Origin of the sequence: Shewanella sp. SACH (genome assembly GCF_001887095.2) — a bacterium.
GTDB classification, from domain to species: Bacteria; Pseudomonadota; Gammaproteobacteria; order Enterobacterales; family Shewanellaceae; genus Shewanella; species Shewanella baltica.
On sequence record NZ_MPDG02000002.1, the window covers coordinates 1013646 to 1030590 of the forward strand.

At 47.5% G+C, this 16945-nt stretch carries 9 protein-coding genes; 6 read left to right on the forward strand and 3 right to left on the reverse strand.

Annotated features, from left to right (window positions below):
• The first annotated feature begins 30 nt into the window (after positions 1–30).
• Complete coding sequence (tadA, locus tag BM607_RS12400; RefSeq protein WP_012197403.1) at positions 31–558, forward strand: tRNA adenosine(34) deaminase TadA; 528 nt, start codon at positions 31–33, stop codon at positions 556–558.
• Positions 559–1004: 446 nt separating this feature from the next.
• Here tadA and mltF read toward each other — a convergent pair whose 3' ends face one another.
• A complete protein-coding gene (gene mltF, locus BM607_RS12405) occupies positions 1005–2435 on the reverse strand; it encodes a membrane-bound lytic murein transglycosylase MltF (RefSeq protein WP_006082473.1) in 1431 nt (476 codons plus the stop codon).
• Positions 2436–2715: 280 nt separating this feature from the next.
• Here mltF and purL point away from each other — a divergent pair, with 280 nt between their 5' ends.
• The 4 genes from purL (at position 2716) to cydX (ending at position 10716) form a co-directional block, all read left to right on the forward strand.
• Positions 2716–6597: a phosphoribosylformylglycinamidine synthase gene (gene purL, locus BM607_RS12410; protein WP_071938264.1), complete on the forward strand. Its 3882-nt coding sequence runs from the start codon at positions 2716–2718 to the stop codon at positions 6595–6597.
• A 1271-nt stretch (positions 6598–7868) separates the two neighbouring features.
• Positions 7869–9425, forward strand: a complete 1557-nt coding sequence (locus BM607_RS12415) for a cytochrome ubiquinol oxidase subunit I (protein WP_071938263.1) — start codon at positions 7869–7871, stop codon at positions 9423–9425.
• Positions 9426–9440: 15 nt separating this feature from the next.
• The gene (cydB, locus tag BM607_RS12420; RefSeq protein WP_071938262.1) at positions 9441–10580 is read left to right on the forward strand and encodes a cytochrome d ubiquinol oxidase subunit II; all 1140 of its coding nucleotides are present in this window, start codon (positions 9441–9443) and stop codon (positions 10578–10580) included.
• A 19-nt stretch (positions 10581–10599) separates the two neighbouring features.
• Positions 10600–10716, forward strand: coding sequence for a cytochrome bd-I oxidase subunit CydX (cydX, locus tag BM607_RS12425; protein WP_006082469.1), 117 nt, complete (start codon positions 10600–10602; stop codon positions 10714–10716).
• A gap of 654 nt (positions 10717–11370) precedes the next feature.
• Here the strand turns inward: cydX and BM607_RS12430 are convergent.
• On the reverse strand, positions 11371–13374 hold the full coding sequence (locus BM607_RS12430; protein ID WP_071938261.1) for a methyl-accepting chemotaxis protein: 2004 nt from the start codon (positions 13372–13374) through the stop codon (positions 11371–11373).
• 259 nt (positions 13375–13633) lie between these two features.
• Here BM607_RS12430 and BM607_RS12435 point away from each other — a divergent pair, with 259 nt between their 5' ends.
• Positions 13634–13879 carry a DUF465 domain-containing protein gene (locus tag BM607_RS12435; protein ID WP_006082467.1) on the forward strand — a complete coding sequence of 82 codons (246 nt, stop codon included), beginning with the start codon at positions 13634–13636 and terminating at the stop codon, positions 13877–13879.
• On the opposite strand, the gene BM607_RS12440 is transcribed toward BM607_RS12435, so the two are convergent.
• A complete protein-coding gene (locus BM607_RS12440; RefSeq protein WP_071938260.1) occupies positions 13876–16944 on the reverse strand; it encodes an efflux RND transporter permease subunit in 3069 nt (1022 codons plus the stop codon). The genes BM607_RS12435 and BM607_RS12440 overlap by 4 nt on opposite strands.
• Between the last annotated feature and the right edge of the window lies 1 nt (position 16945).

A 16945-nucleotide genomic window follows, 5' to 3' on the forward strand; every position in this document is an offset into this window, starting at 1 on the left:
TATTTTTTGGCTAATCGGTAGAGGGCATGAGTGGATCAAACGCAGCAAAATGAACAATCGCAGCAAGACGAGCAATGGATGCAAGTCGCGATGCTGATGGCCGAGAAAGCCGAAGCTGAGGGCGAAGTGCCTGTGGGGGCGGTATTGGTCAAAGACGGCCAGCAAATTGCGACCGGTTACAATTTATCCATTAGTCAGCACGATCCTAGCGCCCATGCGGAAATTTTATGTTTACGGGAAGCGGGGCGTTTGGTCGAAAACTATCGCCTGTTAGACGCGACTTTATATGTCACGCTTGAACCTTGTGCTATGTGTGCAGGTGCCATGGTGCACAGCCGGATCGCGCGGGTGGTTTTTGGTGCTCGGGATGAAAAAACCGGTGCAGCGGGGACTGTAGTGAATTTACTGCAACATCCGGCATTTAATCATCAAGTTGAAGTGACATCGGGTGTATTGGCCGACGCCTGTAGCGCGCAATTGAGTCGTTTTTTTAAACGGCGTAGAAAGGAGAAAAAAGCCCTGAAACAGGCTCAAAAGGCGCAGCAAGCGATTGAGTAAACAGCGGTAAAAGCGACAGGATTAATCCTGAGACTGAATAAAAGTAAAGAACAGTTTCTGACGATTCAAAATACGACGATGGCGAACTTTGAGTAAAGTGCGACGACGCGCGACAGTATTGCTGATGGTTTTTCTTCTCATATTGACCCCATTCATTGTTATTATCGATGCCCTGCAGAGATGTATCACAGGTTATAACCCCAAGACAGTAGCAGTTGCACATGAGTGCAGCAATAGCACTGGTCAGATAAGCTGAACTAAGTGATGTTTTAATCGTAAACCTGAGTTGGATTCAGCCCAGTTAAGCCAGCTTGGCTCTAGTTTTGACTCTAGCTCTAGCTTCTAAACCTAAGCTCACTGAGATCACTGAGCTTAGGTCTAGAAGCTCGGCTCTTGACCTAAGTGTCTAGAAACCTAGCTCTAACGCTTGGCTCAGGCGATGCAGATTACTTAGGTTGTTCTGGGCTCAATGTTCCAGCGGGAATGGCGGGTTCTTCCGACGCAAGATCGCTCGGTTCTTCCTCGGGGTTTTGCTGTTTCGACTGATTATCTACCCAGACTAATGTGTCGTAGTAGCGACGAATACTGTCGACATAGTGCACGGCTTCACTGCCGCGAGCATAACCATAACGGGTTTTCTGGTAGTATTTACGTTTCTGCAGCAGTGGCAGTACCTTTTTTAAATCCCGCCATGCATTCGGATTTAATTCCATCGATTCAGCGAGTTTACGCGCATCCTCCACATGGGCATACCCTATGTTGTAGGACGCCAGTGCAAACCACATACGTTGACTCTCGGGAATGGATTCCGGCAGACGATTGATCATATCGTTCAAATAAGCCGCGCCGCCGCGGATACTTTCTTCCGCATCCAAACGGTTGGTGATGCCAATTTCTTTTGCCGTAGGTTGAGTCAACATCATCATGCCGCGCACCCCCGTTGCCGATCGGGCATGGGGATTCCAATGGGACTCTTGATAGCTAGTCGCCGCAAGCTTACGCCAATCTAAATTGCCCGCATGGGTTTCAAATAACTGACGATAGCGAGGCAAAACGGTTTCGATAGCGCGGATAAATGCCCTAGTATCGACATAATCGAAGCGCTTCACATGGCCAAAGTATTTCTCGTTGAGATGATCAAGCGTACCGGCAAGCTTCTCTTGGTGCCAAAAGGCCAGTAATTGACTCATGAGTTCATCACTGCGGGTTGGTGGCAACAGCCAGACCACATCGAGCTTTTCTTCAAGTACGGGGCCTGAGCGCAGATCGGGCAAGTAGCGGCGGTTGATTTGTACGCTGCTGGAGTCTGCGATGGTGTAGTCAATTTCTTTGTTGGCGATCATGGCCAGCAATTCTTCGCTGTCTTTGTCGGTAATTTGATCCCACACCAGCGTTGGATAATGCTTTTGCAACTGAGTTAATGTCTCGACAAAGGAAGAGTCGGCGATGACAGTGATCTTACCTTTTAAGTCGCTGATGTCTTTGGGCGCTGGCATGCCTTCGCGATAAACCAATACTTGATTAACGCGGTACAACGGCGGCCCTAGGCGGAACTGTTCTCGCCTTGCGGGTGTTTCTGTCATGCCCGCAGCAATCAGGTCGATTTCATTCTTTTTAAGGGCTTCGTACAGCTCGGTGCGGTTAGTGTAGGGCACCATTTTTAAGGGCACATCTAAGTATTCGGCGAACAATACCGCCATATCGTAATCGAAACCGCTATCACCTTGGCCCGATGTCATATAAATCTGTGGGCCGTAAAGTGTGCCGACTCTTAACTCAGTTAATTTCTTCGGCACGAATTCTGTTTCGTCCACGGTCACCTGCTGACAGGCAGTCAGTAAGAAACCTAAGATAAGAGCGAACAGGAATCGAGTCATTAAATGTGCTTATAGTAAATAAAATCAATATTATAGATAGCGAGTTAACAGTGGGGCATGCGTGGTGAACTGGCCGACATTGGTGGGATTATATCCGTTTGTCTGCGATAACGTAAAAAAATCATTCGTGGGGGAAAATGGCTACTTAAAATGGTCGCGTTTTTTATATCACAGGAAACACTGTTTTGCGTAAGGTCACAGGTGATTTGTGGCAGACATTTCCTTATAATAGCGCCACCTCTGACCCCTGCAATAATAAATAATAAGGTGAATAGACGTGATGGAGATCATCCGCGGAGCCCCTGCACTCTCGACGTTTAGGGTGCAAAAGCTGATGGAGGCCTGCGAAAACGCTGCGCTTCCGGTACGCCAAATCTATGCTGAGTATGTCCATTTAGCGGATTTGAGCGAGTTGCTCGATACAAATGAACGCCAGCAACTTGAAAAAATTCTCACCTATGGACCTGCGATAGAAGCTCATATCCCCCAAGGTTCACTCCTGTTTGTCACTCCTCGCCCCGGTACTATTTCTCCTTGGTCTTCAAAAGCCACTGACATCGCGCACAATTGTGGCCTTGGTAAAGTGAAGCGTTTGGAGCGAGGCGTTGCGTATTATGTCGAGTCAGATGCACTGACAGTGGCGCAGCAACAAGCCTTAAATGCGCTGTTGCACGATCGCATGGTTGAAATCATGCTTGATGATTTTGCCAAATCCGATGTGTTATTCAAACGCACTGAGCCTGCGCCGTTTAAAAGTGTCAATATTCTTGCCGAAGGTCGCCGCGCACTTGAAGTGGCTAACACAGCATTGGGCCTTGCCTTAGCCGAAGATGAAATCGACTATTTAGTCGAAAACTTCGTCCGTTTAGGCCGTAATCCCCATGACATCGAATTGATGATGTTTGCTCAGGCGAATTCTGAGCATTGTCGTCATAAGATTTTTAACGCAGATTGGACAATTGACGGTGAAGTTCAGCCTAAGTCATTGTTCAAAATGATCAAGAACACCTTTGAAACCACACCAGATCACGTGTTATCTGCCTACAAAGATAACGCCGCTGTAATGGAAGGCTCGGTAGCCGGTCGTTTCTTCCCCGATCCTGATGGGGTGTACAACTACCACACTGAACCTATGCACATCCTGATGAAAGTGGAAACCCACAACCATCCAACCGCCATCAGCCCCTATCCTGGCGCTGCAACCGGTTCAGGTGGTGAAATCCGTGATGAAGGCGCGACGGGTCGTGGTTCTAAACCTAAAGCAGGTTTAACGGGCTTTAGCGTATCAAATTTAAAAATCCCAGGTTTTGTTCAACCATGGGAAGGTAACTACGGTAAACCAGATCGTATCGTTAGCGCGCTCGATATCATGACCGAAGGCCCACTGGGCGGCGCGGCATTTAACAACGAGTTTGGTCGTCCTGCACTGGTCGGTTATTTCCGTACCTACGAGCAGGAAGTCAGCAGCCATAACGGTGTTGAAGTGCGTGGTTACCACAAGCCCATTATGTTGGCCGGTGGTTTAGGTAACATTCGCGAAGAACATGTACAGAAGGGCGAAATCACTGTTGGCGCTAAGCTGATTGTGCTGGGTGGCCCTGCGATGAACATTGGTCTTGGCGGCGGCGCCGCTTCATCTATGGCATCGGGTCAATCGAGTGAAGATCTCGACTTTGCTTCTGTGCAACGTGAAAACCCAGAAATGGAACGTCGTTGTCAGGAAGTGATTGACCGCTGTTGGCAGCTGGGCGATAAAAACCCTATTCAATTTATCCACGATGTTGGCGCAGGCGGTTTGTCGAACGCTTTCCCTGAGCTTGTGAATGACGGCGAGCGCGGTGGTTTATTTAATCTGCGTAACGTGCCTTCAGATGAGCCTGGTATGAGCCCGCTGGAAATTTGGTGTAACGAATCACAAGAACGTTATGTGATGTCCGTTGCTCCTGAAAACCTCGCACTATTTACTGCCATCTGTGAGCGTGAGCGCGCCCCGTTTGCGGTTGTGGGTGAAGCGACGGCGGAGAAACACCTGACGCTTAGCGACAGCCATTTCGATAATAATCCTATCGATTTGCCGCTCGAAGTCTTATTAGGTAAAGCGCCTAAGATGAGCCGCGATGTGGTATCAGCCAAAGCGGTATCGCCAGCGCTCGAACAAAACAAGATTGATGTTAAAGAAGCGGTTAAACGCGTGCTGAGCTTGCCTACAGTTGCGGATAAAACCTTCCTTATCACCATTGGCGACCGCACAGTAACGGGTTTAGTTAACCGTGACCAAATGGTGGGTCCATGGCAAGTGCCTGTGGCCGATTGCGCGGTCACTGCGGCAAGCTTTGATACCTACGCCGGTGAAGCAATGTCACTGGGCGAGCGTACACCGCTGGCACTGCTTGATTTCGGCGCATCTGCCCGTATGGCAGTGGCAGAATCAATTATGAACATCGCTGGTGCCGATATCGGTTCATTTAAGCGTATCAAGCTTTCTGCCAACTGGATGTCTGCCGCGGGTCACCCCGGTGAAGATGCGGGTCTTTATGAAGCGGTGAAAGCCGTAGGTGAAGAACTGTGTCCAGAGCTGAGCCTGACCATTCCGGTCGGTAAAGACTCTATGTCGATGAAGACCGCATGGCAGCAAGATGGCGCGGATAAAACCGTGACGTCGCCCATGTCATTGGTCATCACTGCTTTTGGCGTGGTGCAAGATATTCGCAATACAGTGACGCCAGAGCTGCGCACAGATAAGGGCGAAACGTCTTTACTGTTAGTGGATCTCGGTGCGGGTAAAAATCGTTTAGGCGGTTCTTGTTTAGCCCAAGTGTTTGGTGAGCTGGGTGATATTGCGCCGGATCTTGATGATACTGCACTGCTGCGCGGTTTCTTTGAAACCATGCAAAATCTAGTGGCTAAGAAATCCGTTATCGCTTACCACGACCGAAGCGACGGTGGCTTATTTACCACCTTAGTGGAAATGGCCTTTGCGGGTAATACTGGCTTAGACATAGATGTAGAAGACTTGCAGGGCACGGATTTAGAGCGACTCTTTAATGAAGAGCTCGGCGCTGTGCTGCAAGTAAGCCGCGACAACGCTGCGAAAATTGCTGCTCAGTTTGCTATCGCGGGCGTACCTTGCCATGTAATTGGGACTCTCGCCGACGATCAACGCATCACCATTAAAGATGGCGCGCGTGAAATTTTCAGTGATACCCGTGTTGCGCTGCGTACTGTGTGGTCAGAAACCACTTATCGTATGCAAGCCATGCGTGATAACCCAGCGTGTGCACTGGAAGAGTTCAAACTTAAGCAAGACGAAAGCGATTTAGGCTTAACCGTTAACTTAAGCTTCGATCCAAGCACTGACGTTGCCGCGCCTTATATCCTAAAAGGCGCTGCGCCTAAAATGGCGATTTTGCGTGAGCAGGGCGTTAACTCCCACGTGGAAATGGCTGCTGCCTTTGATCGCGCTGGATTTGAAAGCCGCGACGTGCACATGTCTGACATTTTATCTGGCCGTATCAGCCTAGAGGATTTCCAAGGTCTAGTGGCCTGTGGTGGTTTCTCTTATGGTGACGTATTAGGCGCAGGTGAAGGTTGGGCTAAGTCGATTCTGTTTAATGACCGTGCGCGCGATGAGTTTTCACGTTTCTTTGAACGTGACTCAAGCTTTGCTCTCGGTGTGTGTAACGGCTGTCAAATGCTGTCAAACCTGAAAGAAATCATTCCAGGAAGCGAGCATTGGCCACGTTTTGTGCGTAACCGCTCAGAGCGTTTTGAAGCGCGTTTTAGCTTAGTTGAAGTGCAACAGAGCCCGTCGTTATTCTTCCAAGGTATGGCAGGTTCGCGTATGCCTATCGCTGTATCGCACGGTGAAGGTTTGGCTGAGTTTGCCAGCCCTGAAGCGCTGGCGATTGCCGAAGCGTCAGGCACAATTGCCCTGCGTTTTGTCAATGGTAAGGGTGATATCGCGACTCAGTATCCACAAAATCCGAATGGCTCGCCAAATGGCTTGACTGGGATTTGTACGACTGATGGCCGCGTAACCTTGATGATGCCACACCCAGAACGTGTGTTCAGAACTGTCGCGAACTCTTGGCATCCAGATGCTTGGGGTGAAGACAGCCCTTGGATGCGTATGTTCCGTAATGCGCGAGTGACCTTAGGTTAAGCGAGTAAACTCAGCGGCTTTTACCTGTATTGATGGGTAAAATCGGGTTTAGTTAATCGTAAAAAAGGAGCGATAATTTCGCTCCTTTTTTTATATTTAAAATGCACTTTTATGAAATATCTTGCATTTCAAATCATTAACACTTGTTGCAAGCAATCTAATGGACCAAAGTGATAAAACAGCATCTTTTTACGGTAAATACCTATTAATAGGTATGTTGCGTACTTGATACTGAGAGTGAGGTTTTATGGGGTTCTAGAGTTGAAGGCAGATGTTGCGGCTTTAGAATAGAAAAAGCCCCCACTCTCAAGGAGAGGGGGGCTCGTTTTGCGCTAACAAAACTTCAAATTAATGCAATAAATTTCACGAGTAATTCGGGGAGTTATTTCAGCTCATTAGCTGTATAAAGTTCAACAAAAACACGCTTGTAGCTGTTAACCACACGTTCAAATAATTTAGTCATATCGATATCTCCACACCAAAAGTTAATACCTATGTGCGCGAAGTTGGCATTGACTGGGCTACGACACCAGTTCTACCAAATTGTCTCCTTAACACAGGACATATATTAAACAACTTAGGTAAGCTTCTCAAACGAGAAAAAATACAATTATTCATTATTAAAACTAATGAATTTTAATGCTGTTTTTATATCTTTATTTCTATATTTGGATTTATTTATTGATTTTAAAGGTTTTAAATTAATTTTCGCTGAAAATATTTTTAAGTCTTTTTAGTTAATTTGTTGCAACATTATTTGTTTGTTAGTTTTTTGGTAGCTGGAGCTGATTTGTGGCGACTAATCAATAAAAGTAGGGGTTTACATTAATTAACGCTTGCTCACTACTCCTGTTTTATGTGGTTGTCAATCCCTCTCAATGGGGAAGTGTGTGCCTCACCGCAAAACCCACCTAAACCACTGAGTTTGATTGATTTGCATCAAAGCGAGGTGGTATAAAATAGCCACAAATGAAAACGAATAAATATCTTAACTATCTGATATTTATATCGATGAGATCATTTGATTGATTGAGTGGTAAGGTGTCGGTCTCAGTTACTTGCGATAGTGTGACTCGCGTCTCAATATGCGACGGATATTGGTACTTTTTAGCCCTTGCTGCTTCGAACTAATGCAAAAGATTAAATTTAACGGTTTATACTGATGTTCAGATATAAACACAAAATGAAAACTCACTATCCTACAAAGGCACTTGCTGTGATTGACGCGGGTTTTATCATAGCAATTGGACGCACCAAGTAAGGAGTCACCGATGATTGTTGAAGAGGTTGTTGAGCTATCGCGGTTGCAGTTTGCGCTGACAGCCATGTATCACTTCCTGTTTGTTCCCTTGACGTTGGGGTTGGCATTTTTGCTGGCTATCATGGAATCACTGTATGTGATGACGGATAAACAAATTTATAAAGATATGACTAAGTTCTGGGGTAAGTTATTTGGTATTAACTTTGCCTTGGGGGTTACCACAGGTTTGGCAATGGAATTCCAGTTTGGTACTAACTGGTCTTACTATTCGCATTACGTAGGGGACATCTTTGGTGCGCCTCTGGCTATTGAAGGTTTAATGGCCTTCTTCCTCGAATCTACCTTCGTCGGTATGTTCTTCTTCGGTTGGGATCGTTTCACTAAACGTCAACATTTAGTGGTGACTTGGTTAGTGGCCTTTGGCTCTAACATGTCGGCATTGTGGATTTTAGTGGCAAACGGTTGGATGCAAAACCCTGTGGGGTCAGTGTTCAATTACGAAACCATGCGCATGGAAATGACCAGCTTCGCCGAAGTGGTGTTTAACCCTGTTGCGCAGGTGAAGTTTGTTCACACTGTGGCTTCGGGTTATGTCGCGGGTGCCATGTTTGTACTGGCAATCAGTGCTTATTACATCCTCAAGAAACGTGACTTACCTTTTGCCCGTCGCTCATTCGCGATTGCGGCAAGCTTTGGTATGGCGGCAATTCTATCGGTTATCGTATTAGGTGATGAATCTGGCTATAAAGTCGGTGAAGCACAGCGTGTTAAGTTAGCGGCGATTGAAGCTGAATGGCACACTGAACCTGCTCCTGCTGCCTTTACTGCGGTTGGTTTCCCAAATCAAGAAACCATGCACACGGATTATGCGATCAAAATTCCTTATGCTATGGGCATTGTGGCAACACGTTCATTGGATGAAGAAGTCACGGGTATCCATGACTTGATTGCTGAGCATGAAGTGCGCATCCGTAACGGTATGAAAGCCTACGCCATGTTAGTGAAGCTGCGTGCGGGTGAAGAAACACCTGAACTGCGTGCGGCCTTCGAAGAAGCGAAAGTCGACTTAGGCTATGGTTTCTTGCTGAAACGCTACACAGATAAAGTGGTCGATGCCACTGAAGAGCAAATTAAAGCGGCGGCTAAAGATTCTATCCCGAACGTAGCACCGATTTTCTGGAGCTTCCGTGTGATGGTGGGTGCCGGCTTTATCATGTTATTCGTATTTGCTGCGGCATTCTGGCAAAGCACACGTCATCAAATCGTCGAGAAGAAATGGGTACTTAAAGCTGCACTTTATAGCTTGCCATTGCCTTGGATCGCGATTGAGTGTGGTTGGTTTGTGGCTGAGTATGGTCGTCAACCTTGGACGATTTCTGAGGTATTACCGACCTTTATGTCTGCCTCAAGCTTAACGACTGGCGACTTATGGTTCAGTATCCTTTCTATCACCCTGTTCTACACTGTGCTGTTGGTGATTGAGATGTTCTTGATGTTTAAGTTTGCCCGCATTGGTCCGAGCAGTTTAAAAACTGGTCGTTATCATTTCGAGAACCTAGAAGCCTAAGCAGAGGATTTCATTATGTTTGATTATGAAATATTAAGAGTTATCTGGTGGGCTCTGATCGGCGTGCTGTTCATCGGATTTGCGGTTACTGACGGTTTTGACATGGGTGTCGGTGCGTTACTGCCAATCATAGGCAAAGACGATACTGAGCGCCGTATCATGATTAATACTATAGCTCCCCATTGGGACGGCAACCAAGTGTGGTTAATCACAGCGGGCGGTGCGTTATTTGCTGCTTGGCCTATGGTGTATGCAGTGTCTTTCTCTGGCTTCTATGTCGCCATGATGTTAGTGCTGTTTGCCCTCTACATGCGTCCTGTCGGATTCGATTACCGTTCAAAAATCGAAAATCCAAAGTGGCGTAAGTCATGGGATTGGGCCTTGTTTGCCGGTGGTTTTGTACCTCCGCTGATCATAGGCGTGGCCTTTGGTAACTTGTTGCAAGGTGTACCGTTTGAATTCGACGAGTTCCTACGTGCGACTTACCACGGCGGTCTATTCGGTCTGTTGAATCCTTTCGGTCTACTGGCAGGTCTTGTGAGCGTGAGCATGTTTATGATGCAAGGCGCTTCTTGGCTACAAATGAAGACAGATAGCGAGCTGCGAGTGCGTGCTGCGAAAGCGACACAATTCTTCGCCCTGTTAGTGGCTGTGTTGTTTGTTGCTGCTGGCGTGTGGTTAGCCAATGGTATCGATGGTTATGTAGTGACATCTGCCCTTGACCATAATGCGGTTTCTAACCCAGCAATGAAAACAGTCGCGATTGAAGCGGGTGCTTGGCTTGCCAACTATGACAAATACCCCATCACTATGCTGTTCCCTATCTTAGGTGTGGTATTGCCGTTGTTAGTGATTCTGGTGAGCCGCTTTAACCGTTCAGGTTTTGCGTTCCTATTCAGCTCACTGACTGTGGCTATGGTGATTTTGACTTGCGGTGCGGCTATGTTCCCATTCGTTATGCCATCGTCACTAGACCCTAACGTCAGTTTGACTATGTGGGATGCAACAGCCAGTAAAATGACCTTAGGTGTTATGACTGCTGCAGCTGCGATTTTCGTACCCATAGTGTTGAGCTACACTGTCTGGACTTACTACAAGATGTTTGGTCGTATCGGCCGTAAGCATATTGAAGATAACAAAGCCTCACTCTATTAGGCATTAAGGAGCATCTGCTATGTGGTATTTTACGTGGATATTAGGGGTTTTGTTGGCCTGTTCTTTCGGGATTATCAATGCCCTGTGGCTTGAGAATACTGAGAACATGGACAGATCGGCAGATGATGCCGAGTAACGTCTAAACTCGATTTAAAAAACCTCGCACTAGCGGGGTTTTTTATTGGGATTTATTTGCTGGATTAGGCAAGGTTTAACCTGTGCATCAGCAGAACTACCCTATTAGCCAGCATATCTAACTCCATAGAAGTGTGATGATGTAGCCGTGTGCTGAGGCAACGCAGCAGGTGCGCCTGATATCCGTTTTGTCGTGAGTGTGATGCCTGACAGATGTGGCGTCTAAGATTGAGAGGTTGTGACAAAGAGTGTGGATTATCAGGGCTGAATGCCTAAGTGAAGTTGCTACTGAGATTGAACAGGGAAGCATGAATAAGTGAGGCATGTCATTAAAGACACGTCATCAAGTGGCATCCTCTAAGACGACACCTTACCCAAAGGCATTTCACCCATTGAGGCTTTATCACTTCATCGCTTTTTGATGGCGATAGATACAGGCTATTGCTCCGTATTATTTAAAATCTTTACTCCTTATTCTTTTACATCGCGCTTTTAAAATAGCGAATATCAATAACTATCTCCTCAAGTCGCTTTCTTGAATGATGCCCCAAAACTGTTGGAATCGCGGCCATAAAAAATGCCATCCAGTGTGGGTGGCATTTGATAAACAACTCATTAAAAATTTGAGCTAATCGAACCCGTCGCGCTAGTCTAATTAAGCCTTAAACTGGCTTATTTGGCGTTTTAAAGCCGCGGCTAAGGAAGACAGTTCATTAGCTGAATGTACGGTTTCAGTGGCACGGTGCTCGCCCTCATTTGCTAGTTCACTGATCTGATGCAGATTGTGAGTAATTTCCTCTGCAACACTGCTTTGCTGTTCAGTTGCCGAGGCGATATTACGTGAACTAATGGCGAGTTCACCAATCCGGCGGGTGATTTCCTTAAGCTGCTCGCCGGTTGATTCGCCCTGTGCTGCGGATTCCATGCCTAATTGATGACTCTGACCCATTTGCTCTGTGGTGCTTTTCACTTGGGTTTGCAGCTTTCCAATTGTTTGGCCAATTTCTAAAATGGATGATTGGGTACGCTGAGCTAAGATTCTCACCTCATCTGCAACGACCGCAAAGCCTCGACCTTGATCGCCTGCGCGCGCCGCTTCAATCGCCGCATTGAGTGCCAGTAAGTTTGTCTGCTCGGCAATGCTGTTAATCACTTCGGTGACTTTACTGATGGCTTCACTTTCGTGACTGACTTTTTCAACCGACTGATGACTGTTACTGAGCTGTTCACTGAGCTTGAGTAAATCTTGCACCACTCTAACTTGTTGATCTTGTCCTTCTTTCGCTGCGGCATCCACTTGCTGACTCTGAACTGCGCCGTCTTGGGCATGATTCGCCACATCACGGATAGAGGTCGACATTTCTTCAATGGCAGTAGCAATTTGATCCGTTTGTAGCATCAAGGCCTGAGCTTCTTCGCCATTCTGTTTGGCGATACTTTGTGCCTTAGAAGCCTGCTGCTCTAAGCTCATTACCGAATCCTGCAGGGCAATGATTAACTGCCTTAACTCTGAGGACATGGTCGATACACTGGTGGTGATGCGATCAACTTCGTTTTGACTCTGTGGTTCTGATGGCGCTAAGTGATGACTGAAATCGCCACTGCCTAGTCTTTCCATATGCACTTGCAGGGCATGTAACGGTTTAAGTGCACGGATTAATACCACAGATAGCAGTGCTGTGATCAGCGCAATCCCTGTGAGTGCAACGATAGCGTTGATAGTGAGTAACTGCATACTTTCTTCATTGAGCTCACTCGCCTTAACTTGGCCTACCAACATCCAATTCCAGCCGGTTACGGTTTGGCTATAGGCAAACATAGGCTCATTTTTACTATTGATATAACTGTACTCAGAATCATCTTTCGTGGCCTCAGCCACACTTAACCCATCGAGCATACTTTCGGTGATAACGTCGCCCGCATTAAACTGAGGATGCGCGACAAGTACATTGTCCGCTTTGCGGACTAACAGAAAACGGCCGCTTTCTTCTAGGGTGAGTCGGTTTACTGCATCTTGTAATTGTTTTAACGAGCTGGTGATGTCAAAGCCAATATATAAGATACCAATGACTTGGCCTTGGACGTCCTTAACTGGGCGATAGACTGTCATATAGTCTTTGCCGAAGAGTTTGGCGTAGCCTTCGTATTCTTGGCCGCTGATCAGCGCTTGATAGCCTGGATGGGTTTTACCAAGGAAGGTGCCCAGCGCACGGCTTCCATCGGCTTTTTTGAGTGAGGTCGACACCCGCATAAAATCATCGCCATCACGTACGAATACCGTTGCCGTGCCGCCTGTCAGGTTAGCAAAACGATCGACTTTACTTTTTGAGGAGTTAATTTGTTCTTGTTCGTGCATGAGGGCGGGGGAGCTGACTCCCATCACATTGACGGTTTTATTTGGTTTACTAAATTGCCCTGGATACATTTCCTTAAACACATCGGCGTTGCGCCTTGCAAGCTGCAAAAGGCTATCGTATTGCAGTTCTAACATGTCTGAAACGGCACGCATTTCGGACTTCATGGCACTCATGCCTTTATCTTCTAATACATTCGAAGCGGCTTTGTAGGAAACGGTACTGAGTATGCCAAAAATGGTGAGTGTGAGAATAAACGCGAGGGCACCTATTTGTTTTGCAATAGGCCAATTTTTATAATTCATCGTACGATCCTATAGGTAACGGTTACATCAATGTAGCCTAAGTTTCACTCCATGGTCTTGATATGGGTCTAGTATTTAAGCAATTGTATAGTCAATTATTTGATATTTTAACAGTTTTAGACTTGAGTTAATGGATTCATTCCACAGACATGTCGGCAGATAAAAAGTCCTGCTAACTGGCCGTATTGTGATGGCATGGACTAAGCTGCTTAAGGTGAATGGAGTTCATTGAGTCAGAACCATTATAGGGGAAGTGTATATGCTAGGTGAGAATCATGCGTTAGTTTATGAGTTTCCTGATTTTGTCGATCAAATTAAGCATCTAAAAGTCAATAATAGCGCTTTTGCGACTATGGCCAGTCGTTACCATGAGCTCGACAATAAAATTAGGGCACTGGAGTTAACTAAAGTGCCCACCGCCGATGAGCACTTTTTAGCGTTAAAATTAGAGCGGTTAAACCTCAAAGATAAACTGTATCAATACCTAGTCCACGATGCGATTTAAGCTGGAATGGCGGACTGATTGTTCGCCTTACGGGTTTTCATCAACAGTAGATACATAGTCGGTACCCAAACCAGAGAGAGCAAAGTCGTCAGCAGCGTGCCGCCCGCGATAGCAATGGCAAAGGGAGGCCAAAATCCGCCGCCAGCAATGATAAGCGGAATAAACCCGCCCACTGTGGTGATAGTTGTCGAGCTGATATGGCGGCCACAACTGCTGACGGTTGAGACTATGGTTTCCATATCGCCGAGTCTAGCACTCGGCATATCCTCAAGTTCAGCCAAGATCACTATGGCAGCGTTAATGGCCAGTCCCATCAAGCCTAGTAAACCTATGATGACAGGGAATCCAAAGGGATAGCCGAACACAAACACGGCTAATAGGCCAAGCCCGGCTGATTGTATCGCGCTCAACAAAATGATGGCCGTGAGCCTAAAGGAGTTGAATGACAACACCACAGTGGCCAATAGCAAGGTGACGACTAACATCACATTGGACAGTAAATTGCCGACCGCTTCGTTACGTTTCGCGCTTTCACCGCCGATTTCAATGCGATAACCTGATGGCAGCGCGAGTTGTGCCACTTTATCTTTGACATCGTTCAGCACTTGGGCGGGTAACACACCACTGACAATATAGGCTTCTATGGTATTCACCCTTTGGCCGTTACGTCTTGGAATGGCGCCGCGGCTCACTTGTACTTCGTTGTGGGCGAGGGCTGAGAGCGCGACCGACTCACCCGAAGGTGTCACTAATTGAATTTCTGAAAGGCGGGTGACTTGTTCGCGACTGCCATCACCGAGTCGCACTCGAACGGGTAATGACTCCGTTTGCTCAAGCACGCTGCCACCGATAACGCCCGTGGTCGACATTTGGATCTGCTTGGCAATATCCGTCAGACTTAAACCACTCATCAGGCTGGCATCTTCATTCACTTGCAGCCACAGCTTAGGCGCACCGGCACTTAAAGTGGCTCGGGTATGGAGTACGTCCGGCGTTTGCGCGAGGATATTGCGGACTTCGTCGCCCAGCGATCGCAACGTATCGAGATTCGGACCGAAGATCATCAACTCTACCGGCGCATTAAAGGGCGGACCTTGCTCGAGTTTGCGTACTAGTACTTGTGCTTCGGGGAAAGCACTGTCGAACTGCTGTTGTAATTCGGGGATCAGCTCATTGGCACGTTCAAAGTCGGTCACTTTCACCATGGCCTGCGCATAGTTAGTCGCGCCCTGTTGGCGTTGCGTCAGGTTGTAATAAAATGAGGGCGTATTGCCGCCCACCACCCAATCGACTTGAGTTATCCCTTTGACGGCATGGAGCTTTTTATCCATCAGTTGCACTTGGTTCAAGGTGTTGTCTAAACTCACATGGGGCGCAAGATAGACTTCAATTTGGAACATGTCCCTGTCCGATGGCGGAAAGAATTGCTCTGTCATCTTGCCCGAGGCGTAAAAACCTAATACTGGCGTAATGCCGATAAGCAGCGCACTGATAATAGGGCGCTTAAGGGCGATTCTGAGGCTCGCTTGAAAATATTGGCTCAGCAGCGGGAGATTGATCCCGTGTTGATACCAGACATCATGTTTGCCTTCATGGCTAAATCGTCCCGCGAGTCCCGCAATTATCGTGTGGGAAATCAGGTAAGAGCCCAGCAGCGCAAACATCACTGACATGGCAATGCCACCGACAAACTCCCCAGCGGCACCGGGCATCAGTACTATGGGCGCAAAGGCTAAAATCGTGGTAATCGTTGAACCCGCTAAGGGCAGCCAAAGGTGGTGTATGGTTTCACTCACTGCGGCAAGGCGGCTCATCCCTTGTTGGCGCCGTTGTGAGATGGCATCGACAATCACAATCGCATTATCCACCATGATCCCAAGGGCGACGACGAGTCCTGTCACCGACATTTGATGTATGGGCAGGCCGATATATTTCATGCAGGCCAAGGTAAATAGTGCTGTAAGGGGCAATGAAATCGCCACTATGATGGCGTTTCGTAGTCCGAGGGTGAGTAGCAATACCAGCAAGATGATCACAAATCCTTGCAGCAGGTTAACCACGAGTCCGCCAAGGCGATCGCTGGTGTAACTGTTTTGCTCGAATAGCCATTGGATCTGGATATTGGCGGGCACTTCGCGATTAAGTTCATCGACGACGCTATTCACTTGTGCTTGCCAGAGATCGACACGGCTATTGTTAAGCATGCGCGCGGCGACAAAAACGCCTTGTTCACCATCGACTAAGGCTACGCTGTCCGCGGGCGTTTTGGCTTGGCGCGTGACAGTGGCAATATCCCCAAGGCGAATAATTTGGCCTTGGTTATCAATTTTGAGTGGCACTTGGCGAATGCGAGTTAAGGAGTCGAGTTCGCCCGAGACTTCGACTAAGGCGCGAAACTCACGATTGTTAATTTCACCCGCGGCAATTTTACTGTCGGCGCCGCTGAGAATATGGGCGATGGAAGCGGGAGTGAGTTGTAACTGGCTCATCTTGTTGCCATCGAGCTGCACTAGCATTTCTTCGGTCGGTGCGCCGTAGAGTTTGACAAAATCCGTGCCTGACAACAGCCTGAGTCTGCTCTGTAATTCCTTCGCGTAGCGGTTGAGCATATCGACTCGAACGGGCGTATTGCTATTCCACACTAAGCTTAAAATGGCGGTGTAGGCATAACCAATTTGATCATCGAGTGTCGGGGATGGTATGCCCTCGGGCAGATTGATTTTCGCATCGGCTAATAAATCCCGCGCCCGAGACCACACGGGATCTGTCTCCATGACAGTGTCTTTCAATTCTAACTGTATGACTGAAATCCCCGGCCGAGAGGTCGACTGGATCAACTTGATTTCTTCTAAGCGTCTGAGCTGATTTTCGAGCACTTCAGTGACTAAGGCTTCGACCCGCTCGGCCGAAGCACCGGGGTACGGGGTGATCACAGAGGCGAAACGGTTGGTTATGTGTGGATCTTCAGTACGCGGCAGACTCGAGATAGCGCCAAAGCCCGCGACCAGTAATAGTGCAATAACGAGGCTGACTAAGCGGCCGTTTTCAACAAAGGCTTTAATCATA

Excerpts from the sequence above, each read along its gene's own strand:
- mltF (WP_006082473.1), bottom strand. The coding sequence starts at position 2,435 with ATGACTCGATTCCTGTTCGCTCTTATCTTAGGTTTCTTACTGACTGCC.
- purL (WP_071938264.1), top strand. The coding sequence starts at position 2,716 with ATGGAGATCATCCGCGGAGCCCCTGCACTCTCGACGTTTAGGGTGCAA.
- BM607_RS12415 (WP_071938263.1), top strand. The coding sequence starts at position 7,869 with ATGATTGTTGAAGAGGTTGTTGAGCTATCGCGGTTGCAGTTTGCGCTG.
- cydB (WP_071938262.1), top strand. The coding sequence starts at position 9,441 with ATGTTTGATTATGAAATATTAAGAGTTATCTGGTGGGCTCTGATCGGC.
- cydX (WP_006082469.1), top strand. The coding sequence starts at position 10,600 with ATGTGGTATTTTACGTGGATATTAGGGGTTTTGTTGGCCTGTTCTTTC.
- BM607_RS12430 (WP_071938261.1), bottom strand. The coding sequence starts at position 13,374 with ATGAATTATAAAAATTGGCCTATTGCAAAACAAATAGGTGCCCTCGCG.
- BM607_RS12435 (WP_006082467.1), top strand. The coding sequence starts at position 13,634 with ATGCTAGGTGAGAATCATGCGTTAGTTTATGAGTTTCCTGATTTTGTC.
- BM607_RS12440 (WP_071938260.1), bottom strand. The coding sequence starts at position 16,944 with ATGATTAAAGCCTTTGTTGAAAACGGCCGCTTAGTCAGCCTCGTTATT.